This is a genomic window from Planctomycetaceae bacterium (genome assembly GCA_041398785.1).
Classification (GTDB): Bacteria; Planctomycetota; Planctomycetia; order Planctomycetales; family Planctomycetaceae; genus JAWKUA01.
In genome coordinates, this window is record JAWKUA010000019.1 from 135,766 (window position 1) to 160,658 (window position 24,893).

At 60.6% G+C, this 24,893-nt stretch carries 13 protein-coding genes; 10 read left to right on the top strand and 3 right to left on the bottom strand.

Going from position 1 to position 24,893, the window contains the following annotated elements; all coding sequences use genetic code 11:
- The first annotated feature begins 241 nt into the window (after window positions 1-241).
- Window positions 242-3,268: a VCBS repeat-containing protein gene (locus tag R3C19_20440; GenBank protein MEZ6062720.1), complete on the top strand. Its 3,027-nt coding sequence runs from the start codon at window positions 242-244 to the stop codon at window positions 3,266-3,268.
- Window positions 3,269-3,514: 246 nt separating this feature from the next.
- On the opposite strand, the gene R3C19_20445 is transcribed toward R3C19_20440, so the two are convergent.
- Window positions 3,515-4,630, bottom strand: coding sequence for a hypothetical protein (locus R3C19_20445; GenBank protein MEZ6062721.1), 1,116 nt, complete (start codon window positions 4,628-4,630; stop codon window positions 3,515-3,517).
- A 311-nt stretch (window positions 4,631-4,941) separates the two neighbouring features.
- Here R3C19_20445 and R3C19_20450 point away from each other — a divergent pair, with 311 nt between their 5' ends.
- The 4 genes from R3C19_20450 (at window position 4,942) to R3C19_20465 (ending at window position 12,142) form a co-directional block, all read left to right on the top strand.
- Window positions 4,942-5,436: a hypothetical protein gene (locus R3C19_20450; protein MEZ6062722.1), complete on the top strand. Its 495-nt coding sequence runs from the start codon at window positions 4,942-4,944 to the stop codon at window positions 5,434-5,436.
- A 550-nt stretch (window positions 5,437-5,986) separates the two neighbouring features.
- Complete coding sequence (locus tag R3C19_20455) at window positions 5,987-8,239, top strand: DUF1592 domain-containing protein (protein MEZ6062723.1); 2,253 nt, start codon at window positions 5,987-5,989, stop codon at window positions 8,237-8,239.
- A 180-nt stretch (window positions 8,240-8,419) separates the two neighbouring features.
- The gene (locus R3C19_20460; GenBank protein ID MEZ6062724.1) at window positions 8,420-9,784 is read left to right on the top strand and encodes a DUF1552 domain-containing protein; all 1,365 of its coding nucleotides are present in this window, start codon (window positions 8,420-8,422) and stop codon (window positions 9,782-9,784) included.
- 411 nt (window positions 9,785-10,195) lie between these two features.
- A complete protein-coding gene (locus R3C19_20465; GenBank protein ID MEZ6062725.1) occupies window positions 10,196-12,142 on the top strand; it encodes a HEAT repeat domain-containing protein in 1,947 nt (648 codons plus the stop codon).
- A 320-nt stretch (window positions 12,143-12,462) separates the two neighbouring features.
- Here R3C19_20465 and R3C19_20470 read toward each other — a convergent pair whose 3' ends face one another.
- Entirely contained in the window at window positions 12,463-14,586 is a 2,124-nt protein-coding gene (locus tag R3C19_20470; protein ID MEZ6062726.1) for a DUF1501 domain-containing protein, read from the bottom strand.
- Between the two features lie 343 nt (window positions 14,587-14,929).
- On the opposite strand from R3C19_20470, the gene R3C19_20475 reads away from it, so the two are divergent.
- The 3 genes from R3C19_20475 to R3C19_20485 are packed head-to-tail and all read left to right on the top strand — an operon-like array spanning window position 14,930 to window position 20,714.
- Complete coding sequence (locus tag R3C19_20475) at window positions 14,930-15,145, top strand: hypothetical protein (protein ID MEZ6062727.1); 216 nt, start codon at window positions 14,930-14,932, stop codon at window positions 15,143-15,145.
- Window positions 15,142-17,403 (top strand): MMPL family transporter, encoded by a 2,262-nt coding sequence (locus R3C19_20480; GenBank protein ID MEZ6062728.1) that lies wholly within the window; start codon window positions 15,142-15,144, stop codon window positions 17,401-17,403. Before R3C19_20475 ends, R3C19_20480 begins: the two co-directional genes overlap by 4 nt.
- Window positions 17,404-17,453: 50 nt before the next feature.
- Entirely contained in the window at window positions 17,454-20,714 is a 3,261-nt protein-coding gene (locus tag R3C19_20485) for an error-prone DNA polymerase (GenBank protein MEZ6062729.1), read from the top strand.
- Window positions 20,715-20,990: 276 nt separating this feature from the next.
- Here the strand turns inward: R3C19_20485 and R3C19_20490 are convergent, their stop codons facing one another.
- Window positions 20,991-22,409, bottom strand: coding sequence for a trypsin-like peptidase domain-containing protein (locus tag R3C19_20490; protein ID MEZ6062730.1), 1,419 nt, complete (start codon window positions 22,407-22,409; stop codon window positions 20,991-20,993).
- A gap of 371 nt (window positions 22,410-22,780) precedes the next feature.
- Between R3C19_20490 and R3C19_20495 the strand changes: the two genes are divergently transcribed.
- Both R3C19_20495 and R3C19_20500 read left to right on the top strand, forming a co-directional pair.
- On the top strand, window positions 22,781-23,725 hold the full coding sequence (locus R3C19_20495) for a tetratricopeptide repeat protein (GenBank protein MEZ6062731.1): 945 nt from the start codon (window positions 22,781-22,783) through the stop codon (window positions 23,723-23,725).
- A gap of 378 nt (window positions 23,726-24,103) precedes the next feature.
- The coding region (locus R3C19_20500; protein MEZ6062732.1) for an alkaline phosphatase at window positions 24,104-24,893 on the top strand (790 nt) is incomplete at its 3' end.

Sequence of the window (24,893 nt, forward strand, 5' to 3'; positions counted from 1 at the left end):
TGCCGATCGCTCCGAAATTTCTTTTGAAACTTTGGCGGACCCTGAACGCCCGTTCGGCTCCTCCGATCGGCTGTTCCTGTCTGCGGACGGTCGGCAGATTGAGCCGATCGAACACCGTCGGGAATCCCACCCGTCTGACCGACAGCAGCCGTCGAGCATTCCGCTGCAAACGGATCCGCCCGAGACAGTCTGTGTTCCATGCGTTCGTTCTTTTCACAATCTCGTCTCACAGGAAGCAAGTATGAACATCCAATGGCTGGAATCCATCGCAGCGCGACTGCGGCCTCAGCGTCGTCGACAAGCCCGTCGGCCGCAGCGGCTGTCTACCGAGAATCTGGAAAGTCGGCAGTTGCTGACGATGCTCACACCGGTCAGCGTCGCCGCCGGGACGACGCCGACCGAGGTCGAAGTGCACGACTTCAACTCCGACGGCATCAACGACATCGTGGAATTGAATTCTTCGGCCAGCACCATCAGTGTGTTGCTTGGGAACGGTGATGGAACGTTCCAGCCCGGCATCAATACTCCTTCGGGCGGTACCGGAACGACGATGGCCGTGGCGGACTTTAACCACGACGGTTATCTGGACGTCGTGACAAATCACGGCGGCACGATTGACATGCTGCACGGCCGCGGCGACGGATCCTTTGAACTTCCGCACGTTTACCTGGTGGGAGCCTACGCCAATGACATCGAAGTCGGCGACTTTGATGAAGACGGTTACGAAGACGTCGTCACCGCCAGTTTTTCGTATGGCGGAACAACGGAATACTACCACAACGACGGGACCGGTTATTTCGACCGGCATCACAACAGTTCGATCGGACCGACGGGGCGGTACGTTGAAGTCGGTGACGTCGACGGCGATGACCACGAAGACCTGATTCAGACCGACGGAAACGGCATTGTTGCCGTGTTGTCCGGTTACGGCGATGGCAGCTTCCAGTCGCGGCAATGGGTCAACACGGGTCATCGTGCCACCGACATTGAAGCCTATGACCTTAATCTGGACGGAATGGTCGAACTGATTGCAACCGACGGAAGTCTGGTTTCAATTTACGAAGGCAATACCGGCGGGTTGTATGAATCGCCATCGCAACAGTACTCCGTGGCCGGCGCCACGAAGCTGACCGTCGGTGATGTCAACAATGACGGCGTCGCCGATATCGTCACCAACGTTGGCGTCGTGATTCTGGGACGCGGCGACGGACACTTCTACGCTCCAACCAGCTACGGGGCAGCCAGCGGAACTGACATCACACTGGGCGATATCGACGGCGATGACGTGCTCGACGCTGTTGCTTCATCACCCGGCGGCGCCGGCAGCGGAGTCGGCATCAGCTACAACGCCAATAATGATCGCGAACTGCTGGCCGGCGCGACGCAGCTTGTCGTCAGCAGCGGAGCGTCGACGATCGCCGGTGCACCGTTTGCAGTGACCGTGACGGCTCGGGATGCCAGCGGCAACGTCGTCACGGACTTTCTGGGAACCGTCGGCATCAGCGGCGCACCGGGAACGATTCCCGTGTCGTACACTTTTTCGGCAGCCGATGGAGGAGTCGCCACGATTACCGACGCCGCGGTGTTGTTCCAGGCCGGAGCGGGGTCATATTCGGTAACTTCGCCGTTCCTGCCGGATGCCTCCGGAACGATCACCGTTCAGGCTGGAGCGACCGCAGGATTTGCAATTGAAGCGCAGGCTTCCGTCACAACGGCCGGCCAGTCGTTGATCGTGACGGTTGCGGGAACGGATGCTTATGGCAACGCAACCGGCGAATACGCGGGCACGGTGCGTCTGAGCAGTTCGGATTCGCAGGCCGGCCTGGCCGGCGACTACACATTCAGTGCCGCAGACGGCGGGAGTCATGAATTCGCCGTGACGCTGCGAACCGCCGGAAGCCAGACGATCACAGCAACCGACACTTCCGGAGGCTACTCCTCCAGCACGAATCCGATTCAGGTGAACGCCGCGGAGGCGTCAGCACTGTCGCTCGTCGGCGGCGGAGGGTACATCGGTGCGGCCAACGCCGTGCAAATCGCAGCCGTCGATCCGTTTGGAAACGTTGCCGCCGGGTACAACGGAATTGTCCATCTGTCCTCCTCAGATGCGGCATCGATCACATCCGGCGACGCTGCTTTACAGAACGGCGTCGGGACGTTTACCGTCACACCGATGACGCTGGGAACGCAGACGCTGACAGCGACGTCCGTGGACGATGCTTCCATCAGCGGCAGCGAGGTCATCGAAGTTACTCCGGGCTGGGGTGTCACGATGACCGCAACTCCGCTGGCGGCGGCTACGGCTGGAGAAACGCAGTCACTCACGCTGACGATGTTCGATTCCTTCGGAAACGTGTCGACCGTTTTCACGGGATATGTGACGGTGACGACGTCGGATCCGCGAGTTCCCGCGCGCAGCTACTACTTCAGTGCGGCTGACGCAGGCTCGAAGACCATTCCGGTCACTCTTTACACGGCCGGAACGCACAGCGTCACCGCATCCGTCAACGCGGACAGCAGCGTCACCGTGACTCAAACCGGCATTGCAGTCCGCGCGGGAGCCGCAGCGTACGCAACGGTGACACCGCTGCAGGATGTTGCGGCGGGTGAAACTCAGTCGGTGACTGTCACGGTCCGCGATGCCTACGGAAACGTTGCGGTCGACTATGCAGGCACGATCGGCCTGCGTACGGATAACGCGAATGCCACAGTCTCCGGTGACTACACATTTTCATCCGCCGACGCGGGCGTGCATACGTTTTCGATCGCGATGATGGAATCAGGAAGTTCGACAGTGTCCGTCGTGGATATCGGCACAAGCCGAACACTGTACCTGCAGACTGACATTCACATCGCTGCCGGTGCTGTCGTCGGGTTCAACATGCGAGCCCCGTCAAATGTCGAAGTCGGGACGACGTTCACGATCACTGTCGAAGCGATTGACCAGTACGGAAATGTCGTCCCCAGCTACCGCGGCACGATTTCGTTCAAAGGTCCTTCGGGCAGCGGCGACATTCTTCCCACAACGTACACGTTCACGGCAGCGGATGCGGGAGAGCATGTCTTCACGGTTGTGCTGACGACAACTGGAAAGCAGAAGATCGAAATCCAGGACCTGTTTGACGGCAGCCTGAAGTCGAACACCACGATCGACGTCCGTGACTCCAGCTCCGGTGGTGGCGGTGGCGGTGGCGGCGGTGGTGGCGGCGGTGGCGGTGGCGGTGGCGGCGGTGGTGGCGGTGGCGGTGGTGGAAAGCGAGGCCGCTAGACTCGAACATCAGCTCCGCCACGTTCGACCATACGGGGAACAGGAGTTCGCGTCATTGGACGATTCACCGGCTGTTCCGGACAACGACCAGAGTTCGACATCGCCTGCAGACAACGACACATCCGGGCAATTTGGTTTCGTGATCGGCGCTGCTGCCGGCAAAGAATGGTTCAGACCGGAATCCCGGGTGCCTCACGGCATCCGGGATTTTTATTAACACTGGTTCCCCTCGTGCAGTGTTCCGGGCTATTTCGAATTCGAATCACCATCAACCGCCTTCCCAAGCGCGAATTCCGACAGGCGGTGCATTTTTCGTGTGTAGAAATCGTTGCCGTTGCGTTCGTCGAACTGACGTGTGATGCCGGCTGCCTGTGTCTGAAACCATGTGGCCAGCTCTGCAGGTTCGTACAGGCTGTCATCGCGAACGCATTCCAGTCCCTGCGGCAGGACCAGTTTGCGGCGGCGTCTGGAAACGGCGGCAAGGTGTTCCAGAAATATCCAGGACGCAACCAGAAATTCGCGCCGCATGTCGTCTTCACGGACATCCATTGCGACGGGAAGGTGCTTCTGAAACATGCGGGATGCCTGATCGGTGTCCTTTAGCCGCACGGCGTAAACCAGATGCGCAGCTACGGAGCTCAGAAAGTCCGGGTTGCGCGACACTGCGCGGTAGCCGAGGCGGTGATATCGTTTTGCTTCGTCGTCGCGCCCCAGCAGTGTCAGCGGACGCAGGATGGTTGCGTAAGTCGCACCGGGAACGGAATGACAGCGCTGTCGGCCGGAAAGAATCGGTTCGAGTGCTCGCAATCCGTCTTCCATGCGACCCAGAAACAGCAGAGTCCGGCCTTCCGCGCTGGTCTGACAGGCCGGACAATCCTGCAGCGAATCACCAGGCGCCGTCCGCCATTCACTGTGCCACCGGCGCACATCGTCAACATCGCCCAGGTCAATGGCATTGCGGCATTTCAGTTTGTAGAGCGGTGCCAGGCCGTGACCAAATTGCTTCAGACGTGCTTCAAAATCGTTCTGCACGGCTTCAATGCGGCTGCGCGGCACGGTGACGAAATCCGGCAGGCTTCCCAGAATCCACTTGAACGCCCACAGCAGTTGATGTTCATCACGACGTTCCGGCGAGGAATCGAATTCGTTCAGGCACCAGGTGAACGCCACCAGAGCCCGCTCACCCGCTCCGCCGAAACTTGCTGCGGCGACCAGCAGCATTCGCGTGTCGTACTGAGCATCGCGGTCACCCAGCGTATCCGCCAGTTGGACAGCCTGTTCCAGAACGGCGGTTCGCGCCGGTCCGTAGCCAAGCGTTTCGCATTCCGCGATGAGTCGAAAGTAGTCGCTCCAGTCCGCCATGGCAGCATCGCAGTCTCGCGGGGACGTCTGTGAGTGGAATGACTTGAGTCTCGCAGGCGTGCGATGCCGCCGCAAACGTCGTGCAGCGGAACGCGCGGCACCACCGGAACAATGCCGCCTTGCGGTCCGGTCACAGGTGTTCTGACCGGAACAGTTTCTCAGTGCCCCCTGATTGAGACTGCCGGACCAGGCACGGGCCGGAAAAACCGCCGCCGACGCGAATTTCACTGCAGTGCGGGCGGCAGGTGGTAACGTTGACGGTCCGCTGAAATCCGATGCCTCCGTTGCCGTCGATCATGGGAGAACTGAATATGAAGAAACTGAACCGTCTGCTGACCGTGAGCCTGCTGTGTATGCCCCTGATGACGTCGCCCTCTCTGCGAGCCGACTGGTACGGTTCCGACGACGGCTTTCTCGCTGCCGGATGCGCCATGCCCGCGATGGCCTGCTGCGGGCCGGCGGGTGTGTCGATGGCGTACGCCGGATTCTTCAGTGAAGGCCCGCCGCCGGGGACGATTGGTGAAACCTACACGCGAGTGTCGCATCCGATTCCCGAAGACAAACATCCTCGCATCGCCATGCTGGCCGTGCGAGACATGGGCGCCGAAGAACACATCACCGTGCAGCGAATGGGTGGTTACCGGATGAGCAACGGGATCTGGTTCTTCGAATCATCACGGCCGCTGATCAACTGTTCGGAAAACATTGTGCGTGTCGAAGCTCGACAGAACGCCAACGACATTCAGCCCTACAAGGTGAAGTTCGTGCGACTGATTCCCGGCCGCATTGTGTATCTGGACTTTTGATGCTTCGTCAGTGAAACGCGGAACGCGAGGTCGGCCCTCTCCCGCACATCGCTTCGCTCGTGCGACCTCTCCCGGACGGCTTCGCCTGGGGGTGGTCGATGCGCGGACGCTGCGCCGGACGGCTTCAATGCACCCCTCCCGGCCGAAGGCCAGCAGGGAAGGTCGCACGAGCGAAGCAAGTTCGGGGGGGCCACGACCGCGCGTTCGTCGCTCTGCGTTACCAGAACGCGGAACGCGCGGTCAGCCCTCTCCCGCACATCGCTTCGCTCGTGCGACCTCTCCCGGACGGCTTCGCCTGGGAGAGGTGGATGCGCGGACGCTGCTTCTGAAGGGGGCGGAGACATGAACGTGCGATCCGGCTTTTCAGCGTCGCCGCAACTCGCATTGCAACGTGTCGGCAGGTAGGATGGCAAGCGTGGGCTTCGTGTGATTCAACACCTGAAACCGAGGTGCCTGCGTGACCGGCCTGACTTCAAATTCTTCCCGCCACGCGCTGTCATTCCGCAGGACAGCTTTCGCGGTCGCGATCTGCTGTTTCGCGGTCGTTTCCGTGCCAAGTGCAAGCGCTCAGCAGAACGAAGACGCGTTTCAGTCGAAAGTGCTTCCGTTTCTCGACCGGTACTGCATCGAATGCCATATGGAGGGCGCCGCGGAGGGCGGGATTGCTCTGGATGCGTTTCCGAATCAGGCGGCTGCGCTGAGTGCCGGGAAGACGTGGCTGCGCGTCATGGACGCGATTGAAGCCGGCGTGATGCCTCCCGCCGATTCCGTTCAGCCGGAAATCCAGGAAACGCGGCAGGTGGTCGCCTGGATCGAAACGGATTTTCTGGCCGCTCAATGCAGCGCGAATATCAGTTCACCGGCGGTGGTGATCCGGCGTCTGAACCGACAGGAATACAACAACACCGTTCGCGACCTTGTCGGAATGGATCTGGATCCGGCCCGCGATTTTCCGCCGGATGACGTGGGATTCGGGTACGACAACGTCGGTTCCGCGCTCAACATTTCTCCGGTCCATATCGAGAAGTACTTTGACGCAGCCGAACGCGTGATGGATGCGGCGATCGTGCTGCCCGACGTCGAACCGTATTCGCCCGCCGAACTGATCGGGCTGAGAACCTATCCTCTGCCCGCTGATGCTGCCGTGGAGTTTGAACACCATCTGGCTCCCGGCCGGTATCTGGCGGACTTTAGTCTGGTACGTGTCGGTATTGCGGAGTCCGTTCCGCCGCCGAAGCTGGTGATTGGTTTCGGCACGGATCAGCGAACCGTCGACGCGACTCGCGTGCAGGACGAAACGGTCGTGTACCGCTACTGGCTGACGGTCGCGGAAGGCGACAACCAGGTGTCGGTCGCTCTGGCTCCCGGCCAGGCCGAAAGTGAGAACTTCGTCGTACCGAAGGAAGTTGCGGCCAACGTCAGCGGAGACCAGCGGTACGGAGGCGATCGGGGGCTGCATGTTGATTCGATGGTCGTGCGCGGTCCCGTTCCCACGGAACCCGACGGTCTGCCGGAATCGCATCGGCGGCTCCTGTTCACGATTCCTGATTTCGGTGACGAGGCACGGTTGAACTGCGCGAATCAGGTCATCGCACGGTTCGCGGAACGAGCCTTCCGGCGGCCGATCTCGAAGGATGAACTAACCGGGCTGCTCAGCGTTTTCCGGATGGCTCATGATCGCGGTGAGAGTTTCGAACGCTGCTGCCAGGTAGCTTTGACAGCGGTGCTGGTGTCGGCGCAGTTTCTGTTTCTGGTCGAACCCGATGACGCTGTCGACGATCGACCGCTGACCGACTACGAACTTGCCAGCCGGCTGTCGTACTTTCTTTGGAGCACGATGCCGGACGAAGCTCTGCTGAACGACGCGAAAAACGGAACTCTGCGACAACACCTTCCGGAACAGGTCAACCGAATGCTGGCCGACTCCCGGTCGCAGGCGTTCGTCTCCAATTTCACAGGCCAGTGGCTGCAGCTTCGCCATCTGAACGGTGTGGCTCCCGATCAGGACCTGTTTCCGACATTCAGCGATTCACTTCGCGATTCCATGCGTCAGGAAACAGAACGGTTCTTCGCATACGTGCTCCGTGAAAATCGCAGCGTTCTGGAACTTCTGGATTGCGACTACACGTTTATCAACGGGGAACTGGCGCAGCACTACGACCTGGCCGACACAGCCGGTGCCGATTTTCAGCAGGTATCGCTTCCCGATGACCGGCGCGGCGGCATTGTGACTCAGGCCAGCATCCTGACGCTGACTTCCAACCACAACCGCACGTCACCCGTCAAGCGCGGACAGTGGATTCTGCAGCAGCTTCTGGGAACACCTCCGCCGCCACCGCCTCCGGGAGTAATTCCGCTGGATGAAGGCCAGCAGGCAGCGGAATCGGCTTCGCTTCGTGAACGGCTGGAGCTGCATCGGGCGAATCCGGAATGCGCGTCGTGTCATAGCCAGATGGATCCCATGGGCTTCGCATTGGAAAACTTTGACGCCGTCGGTCGCTGGCGCAACACCGACGGTGACTTTGCGATTGATCCTTCCGGTGAGCTGGCCGGGGGGCGCCGCTTTGACGACGCGGCAGGACTGCGGCAGGTACTCAAAGCAACTGAGACACGGAAATTCACGCGTTGCCTGATCGAGAACCTGCTAACATACGCGCTGGGCCGGGGTCTGGAGCCCGGTGACTACTGCACGGTGGAATCCATCCGCGAACAGTTGGTTCGCGATGAGTTCTGTTTCCAGACAATCCTGTTCGGTATTGTCGCCAGTGACACTTTCCAGAACCGTGGTGTTTCGCAGGAATAGTGCCGCTGACCACTCGGCGCAGTGACCGTTTCACTGCGATGACTACGCCATCGAACGCAATCTTCAACATGGCTTCGCCCTTCTGAGAACGTCTGTTCTGACCAGCGGCACACAACAGCGTTGTGGTGCCACAGTCAGAGTCGCTTCCTGTGGAACTGCAGCACAACACGAGACACAACGATGAACACCCCGCATCCCAATCCGCGTTTCCACCGACGTTCCATCCTGCGAGGCATGGGCGCGGCGCTTGCATTACCATGGCTGGAATGTCTGCAGCCGACGGTTGCCCGGGCGGCATCCGCGACCGCAGCCGGTCAGCCACCGGTGCGAATGTGCTTCTGGTACGTGCCCAACGGCGTCCATTTGCCGACATGGTTCCCCGAACACGCCGGTGTCCTGACGGACCTGCCGGAGACGCTGCGGCCATTGTCCTTCGCGCGGGATTACCTGAACTGCTTTCACGGGCTGACACATAACACCGCGATGACAAACGGCGACGACGAAGGCTGCGGACACGGCCAGGGATCCGCCAGTTTTCTGACAGGAGCTCAGGCGTTCCGCACTCAGGATGACGTGAAGGTCGGAATCTCCGTCGATCAGCTCTACGCTCACCATGTCGGCAGCGCGACGCGATTTCCCAGCCTGGAACTCGGCTGCGAATCACCGCGTTCCGGCAATGCGTTCGGCTACAGCGGTACTTACAAGACTCACATTTCCTGGCGCACGGCAACGTCGCCGGCTCCTTACGAAATGAATCCGAAGCTGGTGTTCGACCGGCTGTTTACCGAAGGCAGCAGCAAGCTCACGCAGTCGACGGTCGCCGAACGCGATTTCTATCGCAAGAGCATTCTGGACTACGTCATCGACGACGCGAATCGGGTCCGAACTCAAGTCAGCCGCCCGGACCAGCGAAAACTGGATCAGTATTTGACGGGAGTCCGCGAAGTTGAACGGCGAATCCAGAATTCCGCCGTCAGCGCCGACATCTCCGGGACGGATTTCGCCCGGCCGGCAGGTATTCCGGAAGACTTCGACGAACACCTGCGACTGATGTGCGACCTGATGGTGCTGGCATTCGAAACGGACAGCACTCGCGCATCGACTTTCATGGTCACCAAGGAAGCCACCGATCGAAACTACCCGTGGCTGGGCTTCACCGACGGACACCACGAGCTTTCTCACCACGGCAACGAAGACGACAAGAACGCCAAGCTGCGCGAAATCGACCGGTACCACATTTCGATTCTGGCGTACATGATCGAAAAGATGATGACTGTCGAAGAGGCGAACGGAACAACGCTGCTGGACAATTCGATGGTCCTTTACGGCAGTGGCATCAGCGACGGTGACCGGCACGATCACATCAATCTGCCGGTCATTACACTCGGTCGGGGAGGCGGCACGTTCCGGACCGGTCAGCATCTGCAGTGCCGCGCGGAGACACCGATGTCGAACCTGCTGCTGGCAATGCTGCAGCAGGCCGGAGTTGCAGTGGATCGCTTCGGTGACAGCACCGAAACACTGCCGGGGCTGCTGACGACGTAAATCGCCCGACGCGACGGTTTTCGTGACTGCCTGGCTGCACGACGTTTCCATTCCGCCGATGTGGGATGTCAACGCACGGTCGCTGCAGCTCAGCCGTTGACTCATCAGTCCAGTCGGCGGGCTTTTCATCGATGACGGCTGCAATCTGTTTCCCGATCACTGCCTGACGGCGGTTTCGCTCATGAACATCTTTGCTTCGCGAACAACTGCGTCAGTGATTTTCGCACGCTGACGATCGCAGCGTTCAGTTGCCTGACAACGTTTCGCGTATCGGCGGAACAGCCACCGGCGACGTCGTCGTTCGGACAGCTCAGCGCCGGACTGCAGGATGACGACCTGGCAGTTCGACGGCAGGCAGCGATCGACAGTCGATCTGCCGACACCGATATTCAGAAACAACTGCTTCCACTGTTGAGCGAACTGCTGGTCAGCGAAAAGGACGGCCAGGTTCGTCTGGCCGTATTCGACACAGTTACCGACATGGGACCGGCGGCCGCAGACGCCGTTCCCGCGCTGGTTCACACGCTTTCCACGGACTACGGGGGCAAGAAGAACGAGGAATTGCACCAGGATTATCGCGCGGCTCTGGCGCTGGCGGCGATCGGTGAACCGGCGGTCAACGGACTTCGGGAGTTACTGACTTCTGAAGCCGACAACGTCCGCGCGGAAGCGGCGATGGCTCTGGGCCGCATCGGTCCTCCGGCGGCCGCGGCGGTTGCGGATCTGATCCGAGCACTCGCCGACAGTGAAGACCGCGTTCGGCAGGAAGCGTCTCAGGCTCTGGGAAAGATCGGTGATGCAGCAGTCGCTGAACTGACGGCGGTGTCGACACACGCAGACTCGGCGGTACGCGCGGCGGCAATGACTTCCATCGGGATCACGGCGACATCGGACAAACATGCGATCGATGCAGTTCTGAAGGCTGCTGACGATTCCGAGCCTGTCGTGCGCAGTGCGGCGATTACGGCTGCCGGACAATTGAAGCTTCCAGACGACGTTCGAAAGCCGCTGTTCCTGGAAAATCTCAGACATCCTGCTGAAACCGTCCGTCTTGCTGTTGTCAACATACTTGTGGATGACCGGTCGCTGCTGGACGAACTGCGGCCGGAACTCACGGAACTTCTGGCCGATGACGACGACGGGGTCACGTGGCATGCCGCGTTTCTGATTCAGCGACTCGGTCCGGAATCCGCTTCGACGCTCATCGAAGCGCTGCGACGGAAGGAATGTCGAATCGACCAGATCGGCCGCGCGCTGGCGATGATCGGTCGGCCGACCGTCGATCCGCTTCTTGCGTCGTTCAACGATGCGGATCCGCGAGTGAAGCAGGGAGCGGCACTGGCACTCGGTCAGGTTCTGCCGCTGGCGCCTGAGACTGTGCAGACGCTGGCCGCAGGACTCAGTGACTCGGATCGTGACGTTCAGGCCGCGTGTCTGACAGCGATCGGGTATCTGGGACCTCGTGCGCGCGAAGCTGTGCCGGCCGTGCGTGAAAAGCTGCGGGACGAATCGCCGTTGATTCGCGAACAGGCCATTGGAATTCTGTTCGAATCGGCCGTTCGCGACGCGTCGCTGATGGACGATCTGAGCGGAATGCTGGACGACGACGATCCGCGCGTGCAGCGTCGAGCCATCGACGCCATACGTTCAGCCGGCCCGCTGGGACGTCGGGCTCTGCCGGCCGTTGTCGAAAAGCTACGAAGTGCGGACGGCAGCGTTCGAATTGCCGCGGCGGAAATGATCGGCAGCCACGGTCGAGCCGCGGAAGAAGCCGTTCCGGCGCTGACGTCGCTGCTGGACAGTCAGGATCCGCAACTTCGAATCGTCGTGACTCAGACGCTAAGCGAACTCGGCCCGGCGGCGCGCCCGGCGTTTGAAAAACTTACCAAACTGATCGACGACAAAGATGTTGAAGTCCGTGCCGCCGTCATCCGGACGATCGGAAACCTGGATCTGGAACCGGCGCAGGTGCGGTCTTACCTGGCGGCCGCCCTGCACGACAGTGAATCCGACGTTCGCCGCCAGGCGTCTCGAGGAATTCAGCGTTTTGGCCGTCGCGGCAACATCTTTCTTCCCGACATCATCCTGCTGGCGGCAGACTCCGAACAAAGCCGCTTCCTGAATCGGGCGCTGGAACGTTATGAGACCTACGACGTGGAACCGCAGACAGTCACTGAGTTGCGGCAGCAGCTCGATCATGAGCACGACGCCGTACGGCTGCTGGCGATCCGATTTCTGGGCATTGCAGGATCTGTCGCCGAAGCTGCTGTGCCGCAACTGGAAACTCTGGCCCACGACGACAACGAAGAAATCCGAATGGAAGTGACGACCGCGCTCGCGAAGATTCACTCACGCTGATCCAGGGCACACCGTTAAACACCCTCCATCGCTTTACCTTAACCCGGATTTTTCTCGCGGGAAGGATTTCCTGACGTAACGCGTCCGGGAGACGGTGGTCGTTTCGAGTCGGCGAAATGCACGCTGTACGGCGGGACTCCGATCCGGCTGCGGCATTTCGACGGGATCGGAGTCCCATCGTACAAACCCGTGAATAATCCGGGTTAACGGCGTGCACGTTCTCCGCGCGCGGCAGGCGAGTTACGCAGCCACGCTCCCCCGCGTCAGCGCGACCAAGCGCCGATTCAACGGCCACCGCTCCGCTATACCGGGAGTCGTCGTCAGACTGTGACCTTGTCGTTCACTTCTTTGCCGACAAACGACAATTTCACATCGCGCACGCGCAGCCAGGCGAATTCGCCGGGGCGGACGGTGACGGTGGCGTCGGAATTCTGCGAAATCTGGATCGCGATTCCCATTCCTGCACCGAAGGAAAAATTTCCGCCGGCCTGAGGATTCACGAATGTCTTCGAAATTTCGATGTCCTGCCACGCGTCGTCCGTTTCCGGAAGCACTGGAACGATTTCGACAGACGCCAAAGTTCTGCGTTCACTGGTGCGTTTGGCGATATCGTTGAATTGGAAGAACGTGATTTCGCAGCGGCAGTGGCGAAGAAACACGGCGTCGAAGAAACCCGGCGACGATGCATCCGGCCGAACAGACACCTGCAGGCGATAGGTTCCGGCAAACGGGCTTCGGACTTCCTGGGCGACAAATGCCTGTCCGGTTCCCGCAAGTTCCAGTGGCGTACCCGTCGAATTTCGATTTGCGATGCCCAGCGCCGCGTGAGTCTCGCCAGAAGACTTGCCGGGCACCAATGTGAATCCAAGCGGTGTACCTTCATCGAGCATCGGACCCGCTCGCCAGCCCTTGGGACGGCTTGCCGCGGTGACGGGCTGCACCGGGTCATCGCCGGTAAAGTCGGTTTGCAGCAAATGGCGTTCGGGGTCGTAATCGGGAACTCTCAGCACGCTGCCGCCGGAAACCGCGCGAGCCGTCGACGCGGGAGCGTCTCCCAGCAGTTTCCACAGAGGTTCGCCGTCGGTCAGCCGGTGTTCGCGCCCAAGCCGGTCCGGAAACGTCGACTGGTAATCCATTCCCAGCAGATGAAACATCGATGCCGTCAGGTCACCGGGCTCAACACGATTCGTTTCCGGATAGGCACCGTCTCGATCGCTGGAACCGTAAACCTGACCGCCGCTGATCCCGGCACCGGCCAGCACGCAACTGAACACCGCTCCCCAGTGATCGCGCCCGCCGTTGGCGTTGATCTTCGGCGTGCGACCGAACTCACCGATCGCCACGACCAGCGTTTCGTCCAGCAGCCCCCGCTGGTCAAGATCGCGAATCAGTGCCGAGAAACCAACGTCAAACATCGGGCACAGGACGTCCTCGACTCGGTCAGCGTTCTGCGCGTGAGTGTCCCACAACGGATTGTCGACGGCGTTGTCACCCGGTTCCCGCGGCCACTGGACATGAACCAGGCGAACTCCCGCTTCCACCAGTCGACGAGCCAGCAGCACACACTGACCCCACCGATTGCGACCGTAGCGATTTCGAACGTCGTCCGGTTCGTCACCGACATTGAAAGCGGATCGGGCACTGCCGGACGTCAGCAGATCAAACGCCTGCTGCTGGTACTGGTCGTAGACCTGAATGGAATGATCAGAGCGATCAAAGCGGGCATTCAACTGGGCGAGAAGATCCTGCCGCAGATGCATTCTTGGCCGCGTGACATCGGTCGTCTTCAGACTTTCGATTTCATACCGCCCGGCCGAAGGATCGCCGATGAACAGTTCCGGATTCCACTGCGATCCCATGAACCCGGCGGTCTGGCCGGCGGGAGTCACATTTTCGTTCAGCCGGCAGACGTCGGGAAGCCAGACGGTACTGAGAGCCGGAATGCGGTCGGCGGGCTTCAGCCGCTTCACGATCGAACCGAAGTACGGCCAGTCCGTTTCGCTGATGACGCGTGCGTTCGGGCCGCGGTACCTGGATCCCGTCAAGACCCACGCACCGCTGGAGGAATGAACGTTGTCGTCCGTGGCCACCGATCGAATCACGGCCAGTTTGTCAGCGATCGCTGCCGTGCGGGGCAGCAATTCGCAGAACTGAATGCCGGGAATGTTTGTGCTGATCGGCTTGAACGGTCCGCGAATGCCCTCCGGGGCCTCCGGCTTGGGGTCAAACGTTTCGTGCTGCGGCGGGCCGCCGGCGAGATACAGAAAGATGATGTTCTTCGCTTTTCCGAACGACGGTCCGGCATCGCGGACTCCCCCTGCCGATTGCGACTGAAGCAGGGAAGCCAGCGTCAGCCCCGGGACCGCCAGTGATCCCGATCGGATCGCCCGGCGTCGGGACATCTGCTGACAAGGAGCCGGATACGGGGATTCAGAGCGAGTCATGGGAACCTCACGCTGGACGAGATGAGCCGGAACGGGAACCGATCCATGGTATCCAAATCCCATGCCCGGCGCTAAGAACCCCTAACAAAACCTGCGAGAGCCGCGACGTTTGTGGTTGGGTTTCAGGCAAGAAGTGAGAAGGAGACGGGACATCCCGTCGACGCCGAGCGCCGCCGCCTGAGACGCAACCACAAACGTCCCGAAGGGTTGCGACGACAGCAGCCGATCTGCGGCGTCATCACTCCTCGACGACATTTGTCGCCTCGTCATTCTTCCTTGCATCTCGACTACTGTCGTCACAACGCGGCCTCGGAGGTTTTGTTACGGGTTCTAAGTATCGATCATGTCACGAAGGCTCGAAGGTTCAGGTTTGCCGCACTGTTCGAACGGGTCTCAGGCTCGCGAACGATGCGGCATTTACCTTACGGCCCTGTGCCGGCGTGACGCTGCGGATTCACTGCGTTGCTACACTCTGACGCCGGACGCCGGGCCGGAGTCTGCGGGCGGTACGGCGGGACTGGCGAATTCCGCGGCAATCCGCTATTCGTCGATCTCATGAAGACAATCATTCGGTTCCGAAATCTGCTGCTGGCGATCGCCGCGCTCGCCGTGCTGGTGGCAATTCCGTTTTCGGAACGGTTGTCATTCGATCAGCGTATCGAGTCGTTCTTCGCCGACGATCATTCCGATGTGCGAATCCTGAAACGCAGCCAGGCAGACTTCGGAAGTGATGAATTCGTGATCGTCGCGTGGAGCGAACCGCAGTTGTTCGCTCTCGAAGGTCAGGCCGCGGAAGCCGGCATGTCGCTCGAACAGATCCTGGACATGCCTGACCTGGTACCGACACTTGAAGAGGCCGCCGCGGAGCGGATTCGTGTGCTGGCCGGTCGTCTGAACGCCATTCCAGGGGTCAGGCCGGAAAAGACGCGGCACCTTGCCGGATTTCTGCAGGACGCGCCCCGAAGCCGGAACACACGTCGAGCGCTGCTGCGTCTGTTTGAAGGTACGCTGGTGGGCGCTGATGGCCACACCACGGGAATCATCCTGGTGCTGGATCCGGCGGTGCAGGGCGGATCGGCACGGGAAGCCATGTTCGACGGGATTCGAAAGACCGCGGCGGACTTCAGTTCGGAAGCCGCCGTCGCCGGCGAACCCGTCCAGGTGTTCGACATGTTTCAAATGGTCGAACAGGATTCGCGGCAGTTGTTCATCGTGTCGCTGGTGATTCTGTCGGCGGTGCTGCTGACGATGTTTCGCAGCCTGCGGTGGATGCTGGCGCCGGTCGGTCTGGTCCTGGGATCCGTGGTGGCGACGCGTGCCTTGCTGTACGCCAGCAACCTGCAACTGAGCATGGTGGGATCGATGCTGAACTCGCTGCTGACGGTGATCGGCATCGCAACCGTGATGCATGTGATCGTCCATTATCGCGATCTGCGGCTCAGTTCCCCCGGCGATGACATAGCGCAGCGAATCATGATCGCTGTTCAGACACTTCGGGAACTCGGCTGGCCGGTTTTCTGGACCTGCGCAACAACGGCGGTGGGATTTGGTTCACTGTTCGTCAGCCGGATTACTCCCGTTCGCAGCTTTGCCATGATGATGTGCCTTGCGACGGCTGTCGTGCTGGTCGCCTGCGCCGCGGTGCTGCCGGCCACTCTGGCATCGGGTCGGCACGTCAGAATTCCGCCGCGAGTTCCGCTGGAAAGCTGGCTGGACCGGATTCTGGCGGTCACGTGTTCAACGCTGAACCGCCATCCGATTTCCACGGCACTTGCCTGTCTGCTGATCATCGGGGCGGCGGTTCCCGGCATCTTCATGCTGACCATCGAAACCGATTTCAGCAGGAACTTCCGCGAATCGTCGTCCATCGTTCAATCGCTGCGATTTGTGGAGTCTCATCTGGGACCGGCGGGAAGCTGGGAAGTCGCCTTTGACGCTCCGGAAGAACTGACCGACGAGTTCCTGGAAGACATCTCAGAACTGACCGAGCGCCTTCGCCTGATCTCGCCGGACCGAAGCCTGCTGCAGGTTCTGTCGCTGACAGACATCACCGACCTGCCGCCGCGGATCTTCGGTCCCGTGCGGACTCTGGAACGCATGAAGCGGCAGTATCCGGAACTGATCCGCAGCTTCTACAACCCCGAAACGCACCGCATGAGAATCGTGCTCCGTTCGCGCGAACAGCAGCCGTCTGAATCCAAGGAACGAATGATTAACGAAGTCAAAACCACCGTCGAAAACTTCTTCTTTGATGTGCCGGAAGGCGAGGCAGGCTACACCGCGTCCGGAATGTTCGTTCTGCTGACGCGAGTGATTGAAAGCCTGAACGCCGACCAGCTCAACAGCTTTCTCTGCGCGAGCACCGGCATTCTGATCAGCATGACGATTGCGTTTCGCAGCCTGAGAATCGGCCTGATTTCGCTGCTGCCCAATATCTTTCCCGTCGCCGTGCTGCTGGGATCGCTCGGCTGGCTGGGAATCCCCACAAATATCGGAACGGCGATGATCGCCAGCGTATCCATGGGACTGACCGTCGATTCCACGATTCACTACATCACGGCGTTTGAACGTGCCCGGCGGGAGAGCAGCATCACTGAGGCTCTGCACATCGCGCACGGAAGCGCCGGCCGAGCCGTCGTGCTGGCGCAACTGGCGCTGGTCGCCGGATTCCTGGTGCTGACTGCGTCGCGGTTCATTCCGCTTGTCTATTTCGGAGCGCTGATGAGCGTTTCTCTGGTGACCGGAGTGTTCGGAACACTGGTGCTGCTGCCCGTGCTGTTGAAGTGGACCACACCGGCGGAAACAACGAATGCGTAGCTGCTGTTCGACAGGACCAGAACTCTCCGGCAACCTGCTATCCTGCGCCCATGCCCGAACAGCCTCCCGCCAGAACGCGAGCTTTCGTTACGCCGAGTCCGACACCGAGCGTTCCGGCCGGGATTCCGTACGCCGAACTTCACTGCAGGACGAATTATTCGTTTCTGGAAGGCGCGTCTCACGCGGACGAACTGATGACTACCGCCGCAGCGCTCGGCAATCGCGCGCTGGCCGTGACGGACCGAAACACGCTGGCGGGAATCGTGCGGGCTCACGTCGCCGCGAAGGCCGTGAAGCTGAAGCTGCTGGTCGGTGCGGAGATCGTTCCGGAAGATTCCGCCGCAATGGTGCTGCTCGCCACCGATCGAGCCGCGTATGGCCGACTGTCCCGATTGATCACCGTTGGTCGGCGCCGGGCACCGAAGGGCGAATGCCGCCTGAAACTCGACGACGTGGCCTTGCACGCCGAAGGACTGCTGTGCTGTGTTCCGCTCAGTTGTGAAACGCGGCTTCGCTACGAACGACGCTTCCAGCCGGATGCCGACTGCGATATTCCGGCGACACAACTCGCAGCGCTGCGGCAAATTTTCGGCGACCGTTGCTATGCCCTGGCAGAACTGCACCACGGTCCGAATGACCACATCCGGCTCGCTCGCTGGCTGGACACCTGCAGGTCACTGAAGCTGCCCGTCGCTGCGGCCAACGACGTTCACTTTCATTCAAAGGAACGCCGACCGCTGCATGACGTCGTCACCGCGATTCGCTGCACTCAGACGCTGCAGTCGCTGGGATATGAACTGCATCCCAACGGCGAACGTCACCTGAAGTCCGCCAATGAACTGCTGACGCTGTTCGGAGGTCGGACCGATCTGCTGGAACGCACGATCGAGATCGCGGACCGCTGCCATTTCTCGCTCGACGAACTGAAGTACGAATATCCCGAGGAACTGGCTCCCGACGGCGTGACTCCGTTCCAGCACCTGTCGAACCTTGCCTGGACGGGAGCCCGCGGCCGATATCCGAACGGCATCCCACAAAAGGTCCGCGACCTGCTGGAACACGAACTGACACTCATCCGGGAACTGCGGTACGAAGCTTACTTCCTGACGGTCTACGATCTGGTGAGGTTTGCTCGCGAACGAGGCATCCTGTGCCAGGGACGCGGCTCAGCAGCGAACTCTGTGGTGTGCTACTGCATCGGAGTCACGTCCGTCGATCCCGATCGCATCGATGTGTTGTTCGAACGCTTCGTCAGCAAAGAACGCGACGAGGCTCCGGACATCGACGTCGACTTCGAACACGAACGCCGCGAAGAAGTGCTGCAGTATCTGTACGATCGCTACGGTCGGGATCGAGCCGGCATGACGGCGGAAGTCATCACGTACCGGCCAAGGTCGGCGATTCGCGACGTCGGCCGGGCTCTGGGACTGTCTCAGGATCGCATCGACAAGCTGGCGGTTCAGATGGAACACGTCGATCGCGTCGAACACATGCCCGACCGGATTCGGGAAGGCGGCATCGATCCCGCGTCGCTGCTTGGCCGCAGAATGGTGCAGCTTGTCAAACACCTGCTGGGTTTTCCCCGTCACCTGTCGCAGCACGTCGGCGGCATGGTGATGTCGCGCGGGCCGCTTAGCGAACTGGTACCGATCGAAAATGCGGCCATGGCCGACCGCACCGTCATCCAGTGGGACAAGAACGATCTGGACGCGCTGGGACTGCTGAAGGTTGACTGTCTGTCGCTGGGAATGCTGACCGCCATTCGCCGCTGCTTTGACATGGTGCGCGAACATCATGGCCGGGAACTGACGCTGGCCGGTGTGCCGTCCGAAGATCCCGCCGTGTACGACATGATCAGCGCCGCCGACACGGTGGGCGTGTTTCAGATCGAAAGCCGGGCTCAGATGAGCATGCTGCCGCGGCTTCGGCCGCATTGCTTCTATGACCTTGTGATCGAAGTCGCGATTGTGCGGCCGGGGCCGATCCAGGGAGACATGGTGCATCCGTACCTGCGACGCCGCGCCGGTGAAGAACCCGTCGACTACCCGAATCGGGCCGTTCGATCCGTGCTGCACAAGACTCTGGGAGTCCCCATCTTTCAGGAACAGGCGATGCGGCTGGCGATTGTCGCTGCCGGCTTTACTCCGGGAGAAGCCGACCGGCTTCGCCGCGCGATGGGAGCCTGGCGGAAGACCGGAGTCATCGAAGCGTTCCGTCAGAAACTGGTCGACGGAATGCTGGCCCGCGGTTACGAAAGCGAATTCGCGGAACGAGTTTTCAAACAGATCAGCGGTTTCGGGGAATACGGTTTTCCCGAATCTCACGCCGCCAGTTTTGCTCTGCTGGTCTACGTGTCCGCGTGGCTGAAGCGATACCACCCGGCCGTTTTTTGTGCGGCGCTGATTAACAGCCAGCCGATGGGATTCTACGCTCCTGCGCAACTGGTGCGCGATGCGCGCGACCACGGCGTCCAGATGAAACCGATCGATGTGAACTTCAGTGACTGGAATTGCACTCTGGAACCGTGCGACGAAGCACAGCATTCCTCAACGAGTCAGACGACGAACCCGCCGTTCGGGCACCATGACGAACAGCTCGACATGCGGCTTGGATTTCGTCTGCTGCGCGGTTTTCGAGAAGAACATGCGCGGCTGATCGAACAGATCCGCGCGGAAAGCGGAGCGTTTTCGTCGTTCGAGGAGTTCGCTCGCCGGACACAGCTTCCTCGCGCGGTACTGCAGCAGTTGGCGAAAGCGGACGCGTTTCAGTCGGTCACGGTTCCGCGCCGCCACGCGCTTTGGAACGCGCTGCCCGCCCGGGAACAAATGCCGCTGTTCGACGAACTCGAAGGCCCGGCGTCCGACGAAGCGAAGCCTGAACTTCCGGAAATGACTCCGCAGGATGACGTCGTGGCCGACTATTCCGCAGCCGGCCTTTCACTGAAGAAGCATCCCGTCGAATTTCTGCGGGAACAATTGACGCAACTGCGAGCGATCAGCGCCGCGGAACTGTTCGCACACGAACCCGATCGCCGCGTCAAAGTTGCCGGGCTGGTGCTGATGAGACAGCGGCCTCAAACGGCTGCCGGAATCACGTTCATGACTCTCGAAGACGAAACCGGTATCGCCAACCTGGTGATTTATCCGAGCGTCTGGAAACGCTTCCGTCAGACGGCTCGCTTTGCCAGCGTGCTATTGGCCACCGGCCGATTGCAGCGGGAAGGCGACATCATTCACGTCGTTTGTGATCGGCTGGATGACGTGTCGGAAATGCTGGCAAGGCTGGAATCGGCGTCGCGGGATTTCCGATAGCCGGCCCGAAAGCGGCGATACGGAACCTCCGGCGCTGCGTTCGTGCGGGTCGGCCAATCAGAACGCCGCTGGTTTCCCGAACGGTTGCTTCGTCGTGCTGGCTGCTTCGGGCTATTGCGGATTATTCACGGGTTTGTACGACGGGACTCCGACCCATTCGAATTGCAGCGACGGGATCGGAATCCCGCCGTACTGTGTACATGTCGCTGATTCCAGCTGACGCCCGTTTCGGAGATGCTTTACGTCAGGAATTGCGGATCGCGGGAGTCATCCGGGTTATTGCGCGGATCGCAGGTTCATGCGGCCGATCAGTGCTCCGGCGCCGCTTCGCAGAATCTGGAACGAAAGCGTGTCCATCTTTCGCAGGCGGGCTTCCTGCAGAATGAAACTCAGGTTCCGGACACCAAGCGTTTCGTAGCCGTCCAGCCCCAGCAGGATATCGCCGCTTTTGATGCCGTGAACCGAGGCCAGTCCGCCGGACTTCACGTAGACAATCTTCATGCCGCCCTTGTAGCGGCTGTCGAGCGACCGCTGTTCACGTTCGCTGAGTTCCTGAAGTCGGATACCGAACAACTTCCAGGTGGATTCCAGAATCGGATCGGTCGCTCTGGCAGGTGCAGATGTCGTTTCCGACGCAGCCACCGTTCGCGCGGGGGTCGATGTCGCAGCCATCGCGGCGACCGGCACGGTGGTTCCCACTCCGACGGTGAATGGCAGCTTGACTTCCGTGCCGTCGCGCAGAACCGCGACGTCCAGGACTTTTCCGGCGGGCATGTCGAGCAGTGCGCGTTCCCAGTCTGCGGAATCCTGAACATCAACATCTCGGGCGGAGCGAATAACGTCGCCTGGTTTCAAACCGCACTTTTCGGCAGCGCTGCCGGAAATGACCTGTTCGACAACCAGCTTGCGGGATTCCGGCGTCTTGACGTCGGATGTGATGACGCCGTGAATCACGCCGTTGAGCCGCTCGGGACTCAACAGCCTGGCAATCGTCACGCGGGCGTCATCGATCGGAATGGCAAATCCGATACGCTGGGCTCCGGCGCGAATTGCGACATTGATTCCGATGACTTCACCGTTCATGTTCAGCAGCGGTCCGCCGCTGTTTCCCGGATTGATGCTGGCGTCAGTCTGGATCAGATTCTTGTACGACTGCGTTTCGTCCACTTCCACGTCACGCGACAGTGCGCTGATGATGCCGGCCGTGACGGTGTGTTCGTAGCCGAACGCGTTGCCGACGGCAAAGACCTGTTCGGCCAGCATCAGGTCGCACGACGTGCCCATGGGCATCACGGTCAGGGGATGCTTCGCGTCGATGTGGATCACAGCCAGGTCATGGCTGCGGTCGAATGAAACGGCCCTGCCGTCGTAGGTTTCTCCGTCGTGCAGCGTAACCGTGATTTGCTCGACTTCGTGAACAACGTGGTAGTTGGTCACGATGTATCCGCGTTCGTCGACGACGATGCCCGTTCCCATGCCAGTGACGCGGCGGGATTTCGAAGCGAAGAATCGGGAGTCCCGGTCTTCGTCGGAGTTCTTTTCCGTGTGGATATTGACGACCGACTTGCGGCACAACTGCACGGCCCGGACCAGCGGCGACATTCTTGCGTCGTTGTCGGGAGCAGCGCGGCAGAAACCGCCCGTCAGGGGAAGCACGACGACCAGCGCAAGGAATCCGGTGCGTATCAACGACATGCAGAACCTGCGCCTTCTTCCCGAGGGGCAATGGTGTTGTCAGCCGGACCACCGGCCAAATCGTCTCCATCGTGCATCGGTCGCAGCGGAAATGCGGCTTGAACACCCCGAAAACCGCTGGCAAACTTTGCCCTCGTTACAATCGCGTTAACCTGGGTAGAATCTGAGTGCGGCGACGGAACGTTCCCGTCGATTTCCAAAACCTCGGCAGCCACGTTCAAGCGGCGCGATGCACTGCGACCGCGAACGGCGGGTTGCATCGCGGGGAAAAACGATCAGGCCGATGGCGTCCGCGAAACATTCACCGGCAGGACGCTGCGTTCTGTCAAAACGGCCGAATGTCGGCGACATTCACTGGGAGCCCGAGGACGATGGTGTCCGATCCGAAAGAAAACGTCACGTTGCGACAGGCTCGTAAGCTGATCCGTGCGAAGCAGTATCCTGAGGCCGTTGCGTTTCTGACGGCGGCTTTGACCGAAACCGTCGGTGACCGGCAATTGCTGGAACTCCTTGGCACAACTCACTTCCTTGCCGGCAGCCACGAAGATGCCCGGGCCGCGTTCGAGAAACTGACCCGAGCCGACCCGATGTACGCCGGAGGCTGGGTCAATCTGGGAGCCGTCTGCAACGTGCTGGGTGACTTCCGCCGTGCGACGGAAGTTCTGAGGAAGGCCATTCAGCGAGACCGCCACTGCGCTTCGGCCTACTACAATCTGGGAATCGCTCAAAAGGGAATGCAGCAGCCGGACATGGCGATTTCGGCCTACCGCGAAGCCGTCAAGCTGGATGCGTCTCTGGCGGAGGCATGGCTGAACCTGGGCAACCTGTACATGGACACCAGCAAGTTCAAGGCGGCCGTTGACGCGTTTTCAAAGGGACTGCAGGCGTCTCCGAATTCCGCGAAGCTGAAACACCGTCTGACCAAAGCCGAAGAATCCATGGCCGGAACGCGCCGTGTCGATCCGCCGTTCGGTCGCCTGGTCAACGAGGAGGAGCTCGCGAAACGACAGGCACGATCGCGTCGCCGCGACCTCGACGCCGCCACACGAAACCACGAACGCGAAGAAATTCGAGCGATCGTTAAGGAACTGCGCCACAACGTTCGCCCGATCGTGCCGCTGCTGGACGAAACCCTGCATCGCGAACTGCACCTGCTGCATCTGGCGGTGGTCGAAAAAGACACCCGCGGCGAATCTCCGGCGGCCTATGACGCGATGCAGCAGACGATCCAGGACCTCGATGCGTACCGGGCAAAGATGGTGGAAGTCACCGGCGAGATCCGCGCGCACCTGAAACGCACCGATCCCGGCCTGTAGCGATCTGTTACTCGGCGATCGATGGATGCAGAAGTGCGACCGACGCGCGGTGAGGGCGAGACTCCCGCCGAAGCGCCTTCCCGCCGGCTCAAGTTTGGCAAGAACGCTTTCCCGCCGAACAACGACCGCGTTAATCATCTGCGAAAATCGCGAGCGAAACTCGACGCCGTCCGGATCGGGCGATATACCTCTTCGGCGTGTTGAACAGCCCGCCCGTGACTTCCGAAACTGAGCCGTCCCATGAAACTGTCCGCTTTTCGCCGCTGCCCGTTACCGTCACTGTGCAGACAACGAAAGACAGGCCATCGGCAATTCCGCGGCAATGCGTTCTCGAAACGCCCGGCGCGACTGCTTTGCGGTTCGATCATCCTGTTCCTCGTGACATGCGGAACAGTGACCGAACACAACACCGCGGTCGCCGGCGATGTCGTGCGTGACCTGCAGAAACAGGCCATCGAACAGGGCACCGCGGCATTCGGCCACTGGGGCACCGATCCGGCGAAGTACACACAGTGGAAGACACATTCCAACCGGCTGATTCCCGTGTACACGTTTGGCACAAGAGGCGCCGGCAAGGGAATCGACCTGGATTCCTATCGCGGAGCCAACAGTCCGTATCGCGATGAAGTGAAGGTCATGCGCATGTATGGCCGCGTTCCGGAACGGACGGTCGATCCTTCGGCCGACTGGATGGATCAGACCAACATCACCGACATTCAGCGCGCGGCTGCGGCAGCCGGGCGCAAGTACATCTTTCTTGTCGTTTTCGACGGCATGGACTGGCAGACGACTCGCGCGGCAGCCATCGTCAATGAAGGCGCTGTCAGCTATTCCGAAGGCAGGGGCCGGGGAACACACTTCCAGACCTATGAAGCCGACGGGACGGCACAGTTCCACTACATGGTCACCAGCCCTCACAATGAAGGCACTGACGTCGACGTCGATACGCAGACTGTTCGCAATCCGGGAGGAACGATCTTCGGTGGCTACGACGCTTCCGCCGGTGGAACCACGCCGTGGGCGGATCCCGCCGACGTCGGATATCTGATCGGACAGCCATCGGAGCGAAACGCGAAGCACGCCTACACCGATTCCTCATCGTCCGCCACCAGCATGACCGCAGGCATCAAGACCTATAACAATAGCGTGAACGTCGGTCCCGGCGGAG